Source organism: Micromonospora sp. S4605 (assembly GCF_003176715.1).
Taxonomy (GTDB): Bacteria; Actinomycetota; Actinomycetes; order Mycobacteriales; family Micromonosporaceae; genus Micromonospora; species Micromonospora echinaurantiaca.
Map to the genome: position 1 here is coordinate 1 of NZ_QGSW01000077.1, position 13,280 is coordinate 13,280.

Here is a 13,280-nt window from a genome sequence, read left to right on the forward strand (position 1 = left end):
ATCCCGGCGGGCCTCGAGCGCCAACCGGGTCGCACGCTCACGCAGCTCATCGTTGTACTTCTTCGGTGCGGGCATCGCTGGTGTTCCTCCCAGGTTTCGATGTCTCCATCAAACCCGGTGCGGAACACATCGATATGCCGCAGAGGTATCACGCTCGCGCGTGTGACCACCCGGCTCGCGCACCAGCACGCGGGTCCCCCGGAGACCGGCGACGAGAGCGACCTGGCCAGGCTGCGCATGTGGCGAGCACAGCCCGGCGACGAGTCGGGGCTTGTCGGCCGCGTTGTCGGGCTTACCAGGAGCCCGACGGCCTTGCCGTGGTTGATGCTTGGTGCGGCGTCCTGTCGAGCTGCCCCGTGCATGGGACCACTGGGCTGGCGACGACCGGTCGTCGTGCTCGCGCACGATGCCCCGCGCCCCTGCAGACGGGCCGCGCGCCCCTACAGACGGGGCAGCTCTGAAGCGCCTGCGGATCCGCCGGCTGCTTCTTCCCCGGCAGGTGATGCAACCCAGGTCCACCCGGGCATCCGGTATCCGGGCATTCCGCGCATCGGGCTCCGCGGGCGCGGATGGGCTCGCCGTCGGTTCGCCGATGTGGCGGTATCGACTCGTCCGGGATGGCCCCCTGTCGGCGACATGGTGTCGATCATCCCGCGGACGCTCGACGATGGGCTTGGCCCGACGACGAAGGCGGGGTGTTTGTCGGGTTTGGGGGTGTGATCGGTGGCATCCGGGTGGTGGAATCGGGGCCGGGTCGGGGGCGTTACATCATGCGGACGATCGAGCAAGGGCACGCCGCCGGCACCGACCGGCCCGGTGGGTTCGGCGGAATGATGCCGGCCGGCCGGTCGTTACATCCCCCGGCGATCGCAGCAGCGCCCCGCCTGGCTTCGGCTGGTTGAGGGTCGTGGCCCGGAATGTTGGCGGGCGGCGGGTCGTTACATCCCCCGGCGATCGCAGCAACGGTTGTCGGCGGCCAGTGAATACTCCCCGTAGGCGGCCATATGTCGCCCCGCTGGTGGCCAGGGATCTCCCCGTGGATGGCCAGATACCTCCCCGCTGACCAGGTCAGAGTGCCGGTCGGCGAGGGTCGACGGCGTGAAGAGCGGCAGGGAGATCGTGGAAATCTTGGAGGCATACGACCTCACGGGGAGTTACCGTGCGGCGGCGGAGTTGGCTGGGTGTGATCATCACACGGTTGCCCGGTATGTGAAGTTGCGGGAGTCCGGGCAGAGTCCCGAGGCGCGGGTGCACCGGGCCCGGCCGATCGATGAGTACGTGGCGAAGATCGAGGAGTTGGTGGCCCGTTCGGGTGGGCGGGTCCGCGCGGATGTGGTGCACCGGCGGATCACCGCGATGGGCTTCGGCGGTGGTGAGCGCACCACCCGGCGGGCGGTCGCGGAGGTCAAGGCCCGCTTCGCCGCCGGGCAGCGGCGGGTGTTCCGGCCGTGGATCCCGGAGCCGGGGCTGTGGCTGCAGTTCGACTGGGGTGAGGGTCCGCGCATCGGTGGGCGGCGTACGTCGTTGTGGTGCGCGTGGCTGGCCTGGTCGAGGTTTCGGGTGGTGATCCCGACTTTCGACAAGACGCTGCCGACGATTGTGTCCTGTCTGGACGCCACGTTGCGCCGGTTGGGTGGGGTGCCGGCGTATGCGTTGACCGACAACGAGAAGACGATCACTGTCGAGCATGTCGCGGACATCGCGGTGCGTAACCCGGAGATCGTGGCGGTGGCCCGGCACTACGGGATGACGATCCGCACCTGCGTGCCGGCCGACCCGCAATCGAAGGGCGGTTCGGAGAACACCGTGAAGATCGCCAAGGCGGATTTGGTGCCCACGGATGCGAACCTGCTGCCGGAGTACCGCACGTTCGCCGAACTCGAGGCGGCCTGCCGGCAGTTCACCGAGGAGGTGAACGCGCGGGTGCACCGCGAGACCCGCCGCCGCCCGGTCGAGGCCCTCGCGGAGGAACGGGTGCGGCTGCATCCGTTGCCGGGCGAGCCGTTCACCGTCGCGTTCGGCACCACCCGCCGGGTGAACTGGGACTGCACCATTTCCGTGGAGGGCGTGCGCTATTCGGTGCCGCACGAACTCGTCGACACCCGGGTATGGGCCCGCTTCCACGGTGACGAACTGATCGTCACCGCGGTCGGCGCCGATGGTCCGACCGAGGTCGCCCGGCATCCACGCTCCACCCCCGGCAGCCCGTCGATCATCGACGCCCACTACCCGCCCAGGGCCAGCCGTGACGGCGACCGCACGCCGAAGGCCCGCACGGCCGAGGAAGCCGCGTTCCTGGCCCTCGGCCCGGGTGCGGCCTCGTGGCTGGTCGAGGCCGCCGCGGCCGGAACTCGAGGGGTGCGCCGCAAGATGGCCGAAGCCTGCGCCCTGGCCAAGCTGCACGGCGCCGCCCAAGTGGACCGGGCGTTGGGCACCGCCGCGATAGCCGGCCGGTTCGCCGACAACGACATCATCCGCATCCTCGCCCACCAGGCCGCCGGCGCAGGCGGCGAACCCACCCGGGCCAGCGAGGCCCACAGCCTGCAACCGGGCACCTCCGCATGGGCCCGCTTCGGCACCGTCAACGACAGGAGCAACCCCTGATGGCCGCCCCGATCCGCACTATCACCGGCCCTGCCGGTGACCCCCTCGCCGAGGCGATCGAGCTGACCCGCCGGCTGAAACTGCCCCACATCCGCAAAGCGATGGCCGACCTGATCCCCACCGCCAAAGCTCAACGCTGGGACCCCGCCGAAGTCGTCCGCGTCCTCCTCGCTGAGGAAGCCGCCGGCCGTGACGCGGCGAACCTGCGCACCCGCCGCAAACGCGCCGCGTTCCCGGCAGGCAAGACCTTCGGCGACTGGGACGAGACCGCCTCGTCGATCCCACGTCCCACACAGGACGCGCTGAAGACTCTGGAATGGATCCACCGCAAGGAGAACCTGTCCATCTGCGGACCATCCGGCACCGGCAAGAGCCACTTCTGCGAAGCCCTCGGCCAAGCCGCCGTCGAAGCCGGCATGACCGTGGCCTGGTTCACCATCGAAGACCTCGGCGCCCTCGTGCGCCGCCACCGCGTCGACGACTCCGTCAGCCGAGCCCTCGCCCGACTCATCCGCTGCGACCTGATCATCGTCGACGACATCGGCCTGCTACCCGTCTCACCCGATGCCGCCGAAGGCTTCTACCGCCTCGTCGACGCCGCCTACGAACGACGCAGCCTCGCCGTCAGCTCGAACCTGCACCCCTCCGGCTTCGACGAGATCATGCCCAAAACCCTCGCGACCGCGACGGTTGACCGGCTCCTGCACCACGCCCACGTCGTCGTCACACAGGGTGACAGCTTCCGACTGAACCAGGCCACCACCGGACAAGGAGTGAAGCCCTTGACCTGACACCCCGAACAACCAACGGCGGGGAACTATCTGGCCGCCGTTGGGGAGAACTCCGCGGCCGTCAGCGGGGACAACTGCCGGCCGCCTACGGGGAGATCAAAGGCTCTGGCACGAGGTTCGTGATTCCGCCTCATCTGCGGTGGCTATTCGGCGAGGACGACGCGGAGCCGGAGGAGGTCGAAGTTCGCACGGCCGTACATCTGTCTTTTGATCGCTTTCAGTCGACAGACGTTGCCCTCTACTGCGCCGCTGTTGTAGGGCAGGGTGAGGCCGTTACGGACGGCGTCGTAGTCCTTGACCAGGCCGGCGGCGAAGCCGGCCAGCTGCGCGACGCCGCTTTCCTTGGCCTGGGTGATCCAGGTGTCCAGGTGCTGGCCCTGACGTTGGCGCAGCATCCCGGCGAAGTCGCTGACCAGCCGGTCGATGGTGCGTAGGCTGTCGCACCGCTCAAGGATCCGGGTCAGGCCGCACTGCTCATCGTCGGAGCGATCGCCGGCGGGCCGGATGATCCAGCCGGTCACTTCCCTGGGTTTCGGCGCGACCGCGGTCACGGCGGTCGGTTTGATCGTGCCGTCGCGCCAGGTCTGCAGCAGTCGGCGCACCGTGCGGGCGCTGCCGCGGTAGCCGCGTTCGCGCAGTTCGGTGGTCAGCCGGACCGCGTTAGTGCAGCCCTGTTCCCACCGGGAGACGAGGTAGGCGGTGTGCTCGTCGAGGTCACGGGGCCGTGGGACGGTCTCGGTGAGCAGCTCGTCCGCGGTCGCCGCGCGTAGGTAGCGGCGTATCGTCTTGCCGTCGAGGTTCAGCGCGCGGCTGATCGCGGTGGTGCCGATGCCGGTGGTGTGTAGGGCATGGATCTCGGCGTGCCGTTGCCGGGTCACCTCGGCCCGGCGGCCCGGCTCACCCCCGGCGGACGGGCGCGGCTGCGCGACGGCGTCGGCCTCGGGTCGGTCCTTGAGGCAGGCACGGTGGGCACGAACGACCCGGTCGACCGCCTGGGTGAGGTTCTGCAGCAGGTGGAAGCGGTCGGCGACCTGGATCGCGTCCGGCGCACCGAGCCGGGCACCCTCGGCATACCCGCTGGCCCGATCACGACAAATCACCTGAGCACCAGGGTGGGCGCGCAGCCAGTCGGCGAACGTGTCGGCGTGGCGGTCGGGCAGCAGGTCGACGGGCCGACCGGTGTGCATGTCGACGATGACGGTGCCGTAGGTGTTGCCCTTACGGAACGCGAAGTCGTCGACCCCGACCACCGCGATAGTGCCGCGATCCGGCACTGACAGCGCCCGGGCCAGCCGCAACATGGTCATGCGGGACACCTCCACGGCCAGCAGACGGGTCATCCGCGCGCCCGGTCGGCCACCCAACGCCAAGGCGATCTTCTCCAGGACACCGCGCAGCAGCGGAGTGCGGCGGGCATACGGTGTGGTCAGCTCCGGCACCTGCTCGGCGAAGGTTCGCCGTTCACAGACGGTGTTGTCGCAGAAAAACCTGCGGACACGTACGCGTAGCAGCGTCGGCCGGCCACCGATCGCCGGGTCGGCCAGGACCCGTTGGTAGCGGCTGTGTACCCGCACCGACCTCGACTCGCAGGCCGGGCACCCTGCGTCAGCAGCCGAAACGTCAGCTTCCAGCCAAACCGACCGCCCCTCGGCACGCACGTGCCGGATCCGCAGGGCCGCGAGATGGGGCAGTAACCCTTCCAAACCATGATCACCACACCATGGACATGATCATCCATCGTGGATCACAACCGACAGCCGGGGGGGGCGAGCCGATCCCGCTTTCACCAAGTTCGTGCCAGAGCCAGATCAAAGAGACCGTTGACAAACGGTCCCGCCCCGGCATCGGCCGGATGAGGGTCGTGGCCCCGGAATGATGGTGGGCTGGCGGTCGTTACACACAGTCCGGCACCGCGCGGGGCACCGCCCCGCTGGTCGGCCGGGCACCCGGCACCGGCCAGGGCGGACATCCCCCGCCCGGTGAGAGTGCCGAAGAGTTCTTCCCCCAAGTCTTGAGCGCCTGATGGTGCTTGCGCTACCTCGCCCGTCCCCCTGGGTTTGGTGGCGTCATCCCCCGAAGGAGCTTGTGATGACCACGATCATGCGTAAGAGCGTTCTGGGTATTGCTGGTCTGGCTTTCGCCGGTGGCATCTTCGCCGGCCCCGCCACCAACGCCGAGGCCGCCCCGGTTGAGGCCGTGAAGCCGGTCGCCGTGGTGCAGGCGGACAAGCCGGGCGTCGACAAGGCGAAGCTGGTGCCGCATGGTGTGCAGGGTGAGCAGTCGCGCATCGACCTGAACGGTGAGCAGGTGGAGAACGTGAAGGCGATCATCGCGGCGACGAAGAAGTCCGACATGGACGAGCGGGCCGCCGTGGTGGCGATCGCCACCAGCCTGCAGGAGTCGAAGCTGGAGAACCTGGGTCACCTGGGTGACCGCAACGACCACGACTCGCAGGGCCTGTTCCAGCAGCGCCCGTCCAGTGGTTGGGGCACGGTGGAGCAGATCACCGACCCCGAGTACTCGACGATGGCGTTCCTGAAGGGTCTCAAGCAGGTCGACGGGTGGCAGGACATGCCGCTGACCAAGGCCGCCCAGACCGTGCAGGTGTCGGCCTACCCGTTCCACTACGCCCAGTGGGAGCAGCAGGCCGCCGACCTGGTCGCCGAGCACTGGAACAGCTGACAACCGAACACGCACTGACTTTCCTCACAGGGGGACTGCTGGCCGACACCCACCGGGTGCCGGCCAGCAGCACATCCACCGACCGCAGGGCCGCCACCCACACGGGTGCCGGCCCTGCGGCCTATCCGGACTCGGGCCGGCCCCCGATCGTGGGCGCTGGCCAGCGGTGCCTTCGCAGCAGGCCGATCGGCACCCGCCACCGGGTGTCGGCACCTCGCGGAGCCGGGCACGGCGGGCCCGGGCCACACCCCCAACCACGCCCCCGACGCAGCCCACCCACCTGGCGGACCTTGAACGCTGAACGCAGCCGGGCCCGACCACGGGCAGGAGAGAGCGGTCAGACCCGGTAGCCGGCGGCGCGGGCGGCCTGGCGTTCGCGGCGGCGGTCGGACCGGCGGCGTAGGAACCAGAACAGGAAGAGTGCCAGGCCGGCCAGGAACGCCAGCACCAGCACCGGCAGGATGATCGCCACCACCGACATCACCACGCTGGTGGCGTCCTCGGCGGTGCTCGCGACCGGCGCGCCCACCCCGGCGGTGGTCGCGTTGATGACCGGCCGCGCGGCCGACTTGAGCAGGTGTACGCCGAGCGCGATCAGCACCCCGGTAACCACCGGGACCCACTCGCTGGAGGAGAAGAAGCTCCCCGGGTCGCTCACCGTGACCGTCTCCGAGGTCGACCCGGCGCCGAAGGCCAGGCCGCCGGCCGTCGGGCGGACCACGGTCTGCACCACGTCGTTGACGTGGTCGACCACCGGCACCTTGTCGGCGACCACTTCGACGGCGAGCAGCACGGCGAGGATGAGGATCACCCAGCCGTTGCCCAGCCACTGCCAGCCGCTCGGCAGGTCGATGAGGTCGGTGTAGCGGGCCAGCAGCCCCATGGTGAGCAGGGGGATGTAGGCGTTCAGGCCCGCCGAGGCGGCGAGGCCGGTGCCGGTGAGGACTTCGAACACCGTCTCAGCATCGCACCGGCACGCCAGTGCCGCTCGGTGGCGCCGGCCGGCGTCTCCGCTACCCTCGTCAGGTGCGGTTGGTGATTGCGAAGTGCTCGGTGGACTACGTCGGACGGCTCTCGGCCCACCTGCCGCCGGCCACCCGGTTGCTGATGGTGAAGGCGGACGGGTCGGTGTCCATCCACGCCGACGACCGGGCGTACAAGCCACTCAACTGGATGAGCCCGCCGTGCCGGCTGGAGGAGGCACCGGGCGTCTGGCGGGTGGTCAACAAGGCCGGCGAGGAGCTGCGGATCACCCTTGAGGAGATCTTCCAGGACACCTCGTACGACCTGGGTGTCGACCCGGGCCTGCGCAAGGACGGCGTGGAGGCGCACCTGCAGGAGTTGCTGGCGGCCAACCCGACAGCGCTGGGCGAGGGCTTCACGCTGATCCGCCGGGAGTACATGACCGCGATCGGCCCGGTCGACCTGCTCTGCCGGGACGGGCAGAACGCCACGGTCGCCGTCGAGGTGAAGCGCCGGGGCGAGATCGACGGCGTCGAGCAGCTCACCCGCTACCTGGAACTGCTCAACCGCGACCCGCTGCTGGCACCGGTGGCCGGTGTCTTCGCGGCGCAGGAGATCAAGCCGCAGGCCCGGGTGCTCGCCACCGACCGGGGGATCCGCTGCGTGGTGGTGGACTACGACAAGCTGCGCGGCATCGAGCGGGACGAGCTGACCCTGTTCTGACCCGCGGCGGTCGCCCGCCCGCGGCGGTCGCCCGCGGGCCGCAGCGGGCCGACGCGCGGAAGCGCAGGCGCCGGTCAGCGGCCGTACATCACCTTGATGGCCTTGACCAGTCGGGCGACGTCGGCGGGCGTCCGGTCGAAGGTGGTCGACGGCAGCAGCGAGCGGGCCCGACGGCGGGTGATCGCCTTGGCCCGGCCGAACTCGCGCAGCCCGTCCTCGCCGTGGATCCGGCCGAAGCCGGACTCGCCCACGCCGCCGAACGGCAGGGTGGACATCCCGGCGAAGGTCAGCGTGGAGTTGACCGAGGCCATGCCGGAGCGCAGCCGGCGGGCGATCGCCACCGCGCGCCGCCGCCCGAAGACCGAACCCCCCAGGCCGTACGGCAGGGCGTTGGCCCGGCTGACCGCCTCCTCGGCGTCGCGGACCCGGTTGATGGTGAGCGTCGGGCCGAACGTCTCCTCGCGTACGGCGGCCGAGTCCTCGGGCACGTCGACCAGCACGGTCGGCCGCACGTACGGCGGCTGTACCGCGTCGGCGCCGCCGAGCACCGCGCGCCCGCCCCGGGCCAGCGCGTCGTCGATGTGCCGGCGGATCACGTCGAGCTGGCTCGGCATGGTGATCGGCCCGATGTCGGCACCGTCCGCGCCGACGGTGAGCCGGCCGGCCCGCTCCACCACCTTCCCGACGAAGGCGTCGAAGACCGGCTCGACGGCGTACACCCGCTCGATGCCGATGCAGGTCTGGCCGGCGTTGGTCAGCGCACCCCAGACGCACGCCTCGGCGGCGGCGTCCAGGTCGGCGTCCGCGTCCACGATCATGGCGTCCTTGCCGCCGGCCTCCAGCAGCACCGGGGTCAGCGACTCGGCGCAGGCCGCCATCACCTTCTTCGCCGTCGCCGTGGAGCCGGTGAACGCGATCTTGTCGACCCCGGAGCGGCAGAGCGCCGCGCCGACGTCGCCGAGGCCGTGCACCGCGGTGAGCACCGGGTGTTCCGGGACCACCTCGGCGAAGCTGTCGACCAGCCACTGCCCGACGGCGGGGGTGTACTCGCTGGGCTTGAAGACCACCGCGTTGCCGGCGGCCAGCGCGTACGCGGTGGATCCGATCGGGGTGAAGACGGGGTAGTTCCACGGGCCGATCACGCCGATCACCCCGTACGGCTGGTATTCGAGGTGGGCGGAGAACTCGGCGAGCACGAGCCGCGAGCGGACCCGGCGCGGGCCGAGCACCCGGCGGGCGTTGCGGGCCGCCCAGTCCACGTGTTCGATGGCGGTGACGAGCTCGACGACGGCGTCCGCGATCGGCTTGCCGCCCTCGGTGTGGATCAGCTCGGCGAGCTGCTCGATCCGCTGGGCGAGCAGGGCCCGCCAGCGCAGCAGCCGCTGCCGGCGCCCGGCGAAGCCGAGCCCGGCCCACCACTCGGCGGCCGCCCGGGCCCGCTTGACCGCCTCGGTCACCTCGGCCGCGGTGGCGATCGGATAGCGCCCGGCCTCGGCGCCGGTCGCGGGGCTGGTCGAGACCAGAAGGCCGTCCTCGATGCGGGGGGCGCCCGGGACCTGCACTGCCGTCATGGCGGAAGTCTAGACCCGAGGATTACTCGCCGGTAGGGGTCGGCGCCGGCGCTCCGCCGCGCCCGGCCGCCGCACCGGTCGCGCTGGGCCGGTGAACCGGACGGGTCGTCGGGCTCGTTGAACGGGCGGAGGGGGCCGTCCGGCACGTGGGAGGCGGATGCCGTTCCGACGAAGGACGGCTGACCGCCCGGGGAGGCGGAGTTGACCGCGTGGGCGGTGGAGACAACTACTTTCTGATGGCAGGCTGACGCGCGGGGTGACCGTGCGGGTGGAGGGCTGACTGTCCATGGAGGAACATCCGAATCTCTTGCCGTTGTTGACCGTGGCCGGCGGATCGATGCGCGGGGCGAGTTTCCGGGTTCGCCGGACGCCGCTGGTGATCGGCCGTGCGCCGACCGTCGACGTGGTGCTGAACGACCTGCACCTGAGCCGGCGGCACGCCCAGGTGTGGCTCACCCCGGAGGGGGTGTCGCTGGCCGACCTGGGCTCGACGAACGGGACCTGGTTGAACGACCGGCGGATCACCGGCGAGGAGCGGCTCAGCGACGGCGACGTGATCCGGCTCGGCCGTACCGAGCTGCGGTTCTTCGACCCGGGGGTGGCCGTCACCGACCCGGTTGGCCTGCTGATCGGCACCCCGCGGCGGGACCACCGGCCGACCCTGCCGCTGCCGGTCGCCGCCCCGCCCGCCGTCGCCCGGCCGGCGGAGCGCACCGTGCCGGTCACGCCCGTCGTACGGAACGCGCCGGGCCAGTCGCCGGTGCCGGCCGGGCCGGGGGTGGCGGCGGAACCGACCGTGCCGCCCGCGCCAGCCGTGCCGAGCGCGCCGTAGGGCGGGCGGACCGCCACCTCCCGGCGGCCCGTCATGGCGGCCGGACACATGGACGCGCCGGCGATCGGGTGGCAGCATGCCGCGGATGGAGAGCGTGCGGCAGGTCGTCACGGCTAACGGGATCACCCAGGCGGTACGGGTGGCCGGGCCGCCGGAGGGCGTACCGCTGCTGCTGATCCACGGCAACTGCTCGTCGGCCCTGTTCTGGGAGCCACTGGTCCGCCGGCTGCCGGCCACGCTCCGGGTGGTCGCACCCGACCTGCGCGGCTACGGCGAGACCGACACCGCCCCGGTGGACGCCACCCGGGGGCTGCGCGACTTCGCCGACGACGTGGCCGCCCTGCTGGACGACGGGTCGCTGTTCCCGACCGCGGCCCGGCCGGTGGTGGCCGGTCACTCGCTCGGCGGGGGAGTGGCCATGCAGCTGCTGGTCGACCACCCGGACCGGGTGGCCGCGCTGCTGCTCTCCGCCCCCGTCTCGCCCTACGGTTACGGCGGCACCCGCGACCTGGCCGGCACGCCGACCACCGCCGACTTCGCCGGCACCGGCGGGGGCACCGCCAACCAGGACTTCGTCAAGCGGCTGGCCGCCGGCGACCGCGGCGCGGACGCCCCGACCAGCCCGCGTAACGTGCTGCGGGCCACCTACGTGGCCGACCCGGTGTCCCTTGGCGAGGACGAGGAACTGCTGCTGGACAGCGTCCTGTCCACGGCCACCGGGGAGGACAACTACCCGGGCACGGCGGTGGCCTCGGCGAACTGGCCGGGCACCGCGCCCGGCCGGCGCGGGGTGCTCAACGCCCTCTCCCCGGCGCACTTCCGGATCGCCGACGACCTGGTCGCGGTGGCCGACAAGCCGCCGGTCACCTGGATCCACGGGGACGCCGACGTGATCGTCTCGGACACCGCGCTGATGGACCTGGCGTACCTGGGGTCGCTGGGCGCGGTGCCCGGCTGGCCCGGCGAGGTGGACTGCCCGCCGCAGCCGATGGTCGGCCAGACCCGGGCGGTGCTCGACCGGTACGCGGCCGCCGGCGGCAGCTACCGCGAGGTGCTGCTGCCCGGCTGCGGGCACAGCCCGCACCTGGAGCGGCCGGCCGAGTTCGTCGCCGAACTGCTCGCCCTGACCGCCAACCCGACGGCCTGACCCGCCGATCCGACCCCCCGCACGCCCCGGGGCGGACATCGACCGACGGCAGCGCCCGACGGTGGTGAAATATCCCACGGCGTCTCGACAACCGACGGTCACGTGGCAGACTCGCGCGCATAACCTTAGTGGCCGTTCATGCGGCCGTGCGGAGCATTGGGGAGGCCGGTCGTGGCGCGCGAGTTCAGCAGCGTGGGCGTGGTGGGACTGGGCACCATGGGTGCCGGCATCGTCGAGGTCTTCGCCCGCAACGGCATCGACGTGGTCGCGGTCGAGATCTCCGACGCCGCGCTGGAACGCGGCCGGGCCACCCTGACCGGCTCCACCGACCGGGCGGTGGCCAAGGGCAAGCTCGCCGAGGCCGACCGGGACGCGCTGCTGGCCCGGGTCGACTGGCAGGTGGGGCTGGACGCGCTGCACTCGGTCGACCTGGTGATCGAGGCGGTGCCCGAGCACCTCGACCTGAAGCAGCGGATCTTCGCCGAGCTGGACCGGGTCTGCAAGCCCGAGGCGATCCTGGCCACCAACACCTCGTCGCTGAGCGTCACCGAGATCTCGGTCGCCACCACCCGGCCCAACCAGGTCATCGGCATCCACTTCTTCAACCCGGCGCCGGTCATGAAGCTGGTCGAGGTGGTCCGGACGGTGGTCACCTCGGCCGACGTGGTCGCCGACGTGGAGGCGCTCTGCGAGCGGCTGGGCAAGGTCGACGTCACCATCAACGACCGGGCCGGCTTCATCGCCAACGCGCTGCTCTTCGGCTACCTCAACCACGCGGTCGGCATGTTCGAGTCGCACTACGCCAGCCGCGAGGACATCGACGCGGCCATGAAGCTCGGCTGCGGCCTGCCGATGGGCCCGCTCGCCCTGATGGACCTGATCGGCCTGGACACCGCGTACGAGATCCTGGACACCATGTACCGGCGGGGCGGCCGGGACCGCCGGCACGCCCCGGTGCCGCTGATCAAGCAGATGGTCACCGCGGGGCTGCTCGGCCGCAAGTCCGGCCGGGGCTTCTACACCTACGAGCGACCGGGCTCGCCGGTGGTCGTACCGGACGAGCAGACGCCGGTGGCGACGGGGTCGGCGCTGGCCGACGGCGCCCGGGCCATCGCCAAGGTCGGCGTGGTCGGCTCCGGGACGATGGCGACCGGGATCATCGAGGTGTTCGCCAAGGCCGGCTACGAGGTCGTCTCGGTGACCCGGGGCGCGGAGAAGTCGGCCAAGGTCTGCGAGGCGGTCAAGACCTCGCTGAACAAGGGCGTGGTGCGGGGCAAGCTCAGCGAGGCCGACCGGGACGCGGCGCTGGGCCGGGTCACCTGGTCCGCCGCCCTGGACCACCTGGCCGACGTCGACCTGGTGGTCGAGGCGGTGGTCGAGGAACTCAGCGTCAAGAAGGCCCTCTTCGCCAGCCTCGACGAGATCTGCAAGCCGGGCGTGGTGCTGGCTACCACCACCTCGTCGCTGCCGGTGATCGACGTCGCGATGGCCACCCAGCGGCCGGCCGACGTGGTCGGGCTGCACTTCTTCAACCCGGCCCCGATCATGCCGCTGGTGGAGATCGTGCAGACCATCCGCACCTCGGCGGAGACCACCGCCACCGCCCGCGCGGTCTGCGCGGCGCTGGGCAAGACCGGCGTGGTCTGCGGCGACCGGTCCGGTTTCATCGTCAACGCGCTGCTCTTCCCGTACCTGAACGACGCGGTGAAGATGCTGGAGGCGAGCTACTCCACCGCCGACGACATCGACTACGCGATGAAGCTGGGCTGCGGCTACCCGATGGGCCCGTTCGAGCTGCTCGACGTGGTCGGCCTGGACGTCTCGCTGGCCATCCAGCGCGAGCTCTACCTGGAGCTGCGCGAGCCGGGCTTCGCGCCCGCGCCACTGCTGGAGCACCTGGTGACCGCCGGCTACCTGGGCCGCAAGAGCGGTCGCGGGTTCCGCGACCACACCAACCGCTGACCCGG

The 13,280-nt window shown here is 71.3% G+C and carries 10 protein-coding genes; 7 read left to right on the top strand and 3 right to left on the bottom strand.

All coding sequences use genetic code 11. The features are described 5' to 3' along the window. Nucleotides 1-1,098 precede the first annotated feature (1,098 nt). Both istA and istB read left to right on the top strand, forming a co-directional pair. Nucleotides 1,099-2,604, top strand: coding sequence for an IS21 family transposase (gene istA, locus DLJ47_RS04370; RefSeq protein ID WP_109898814.1), 1,506 nt, complete (start codon nucleotides 1,099-1,101; stop codon nucleotides 2,602-2,604). Beyond that, a complete protein-coding gene (gene istB / locus DLJ47_RS04375; RefSeq protein WP_109898815.1) occupies nucleotides 2,604-3,395 on the top strand; it encodes an IS21-like element helper ATPase IstB in 792 nt (263 codons plus the stop codon). The genes istA and istB overlap by 1 nt, the downstream gene beginning before the upstream one ends. 143 nt (nucleotides 3,396-3,538) lie before the next feature. Here the strand turns inward: istB and DLJ47_RS04380 are convergent, their stop codons facing one another. Beyond that, nucleotides 3,539-5,053 (bottom strand): ISL3 family transposase, encoded by a 1,515-nt coding sequence (locus DLJ47_RS04380; protein ID WP_158289774.1) that lies wholly within the window; start codon nucleotides 5,051-5,053, stop codon nucleotides 3,539-3,541. Nucleotides 5,054-5,483: 430 nt separating this feature from the next. Between DLJ47_RS04380 and DLJ47_RS04385 the strand changes: the two genes are divergently transcribed. Then, nucleotides 5,484-6,077, top strand: coding sequence for a hypothetical protein (locus tag DLJ47_RS04385; RefSeq protein WP_109898817.1), 594 nt, complete (start codon nucleotides 5,484-5,486; stop codon nucleotides 6,075-6,077). A 337-nt stretch (nucleotides 6,078-6,414) separates the two neighbouring features. Here DLJ47_RS04385 and DLJ47_RS04390 read toward each other — a convergent pair whose 3' ends face one another. Beyond that, nucleotides 6,415-7,032, bottom strand: a complete 618-nt coding sequence (locus DLJ47_RS04390; RefSeq protein ID WP_109898818.1) for a DUF4126 domain-containing protein — start codon at nucleotides 7,030-7,032, stop codon at nucleotides 6,415-6,417. A gap of 71 nt (nucleotides 7,033-7,103) precedes the next feature. Here DLJ47_RS04390 and nucS point away from each other — a divergent pair, with 71 nt between their 5' ends. After that, a complete protein-coding gene (nucS, locus tag DLJ47_RS04395; RefSeq protein ID WP_088992216.1) occupies nucleotides 7,104-7,763 on the top strand; it encodes an endonuclease NucS in 660 nt (219 codons plus the stop codon). 74 nt (nucleotides 7,764-7,837) lie between these two features. On the opposite strand, the gene DLJ47_RS04400 is transcribed toward nucS, so the two are convergent. Continuing rightward, on the bottom strand, nucleotides 7,838-9,334 hold the full coding sequence (locus DLJ47_RS04400) for an aldehyde dehydrogenase family protein (protein WP_109898819.1): 1,497 nt from the start codon (nucleotides 9,332-9,334) through the stop codon (nucleotides 7,838-7,840). A gap of 337 nt (nucleotides 9,335-9,671) precedes the next feature. Here DLJ47_RS04400 and DLJ47_RS37600 point away from each other — a divergent pair, with 337 nt between their 5' ends. The 3 genes from DLJ47_RS37600 to DLJ47_RS04415 all read left to right on the top strand — a co-directional run bounded on the left by DLJ47_RS37600 (nucleotide 9,672) and on the right by DLJ47_RS04415 (nucleotide 13,275). Further along, nucleotides 9,672-10,166 carry an FHA domain-containing protein gene (locus DLJ47_RS37600; protein WP_274703355.1) on the top strand — a complete coding sequence of 165 codons (495 nt, stop codon included), beginning with the start codon at nucleotides 9,672-9,674 and terminating at the stop codon, nucleotides 10,164-10,166. An 85-nt stretch (nucleotides 10,167-10,251) separates the two neighbouring features. Next, a complete protein-coding gene (locus DLJ47_RS04410) occupies nucleotides 10,252-11,313 on the top strand; it encodes an alpha/beta hydrolase (protein ID WP_109898821.1) in 1,062 nt (353 codons plus the stop codon). A gap of 171 nt (nucleotides 11,314-11,484) precedes the next feature. Beyond that, complete coding sequence (locus DLJ47_RS04415; protein ID WP_088992220.1) at nucleotides 11,485-13,275, top strand: 3-hydroxyacyl-CoA dehydrogenase family protein; 1,791 nt, start codon at nucleotides 11,485-11,487, stop codon at nucleotides 13,273-13,275. The last annotated feature ends 5 nt before the right edge of the window (nucleotides 13,276-13,280 follow it).

Coding starts and splice junctions, on each gene's coding strand:
- DLJ47_RS04410 (WP_109898821.1), top strand. CDS start 10,252: ATGGAGAGCGTGCGGCAGGTCGTCACGGCTAACGGGATCACCCAGGCG.
- DLJ47_RS04400 (WP_109898819.1), bottom strand. CDS start 9,334: ATGACGGCAGTGCAGGTCCCGGGCGCCCCCCGCATCGAGGACGGCCTT.
- DLJ47_RS37600 (WP_274703355.1), top strand. CDS start 9,672: ATGCGCGGGGCGAGTTTCCGGGTTCGCCGGACGCCGCTGGTGATCGGC.
- DLJ47_RS04385 (WP_109898817.1), top strand. CDS start 5,484: ATGACCACGATCATGCGTAAGAGCGTTCTGGGTATTGCTGGTCTGGCT.
- istB (WP_109898815.1), top strand. CDS start 2,604: ATGGCCGCCCCGATCCGCACTATCACCGGCCCTGCCGGTGACCCCCTC.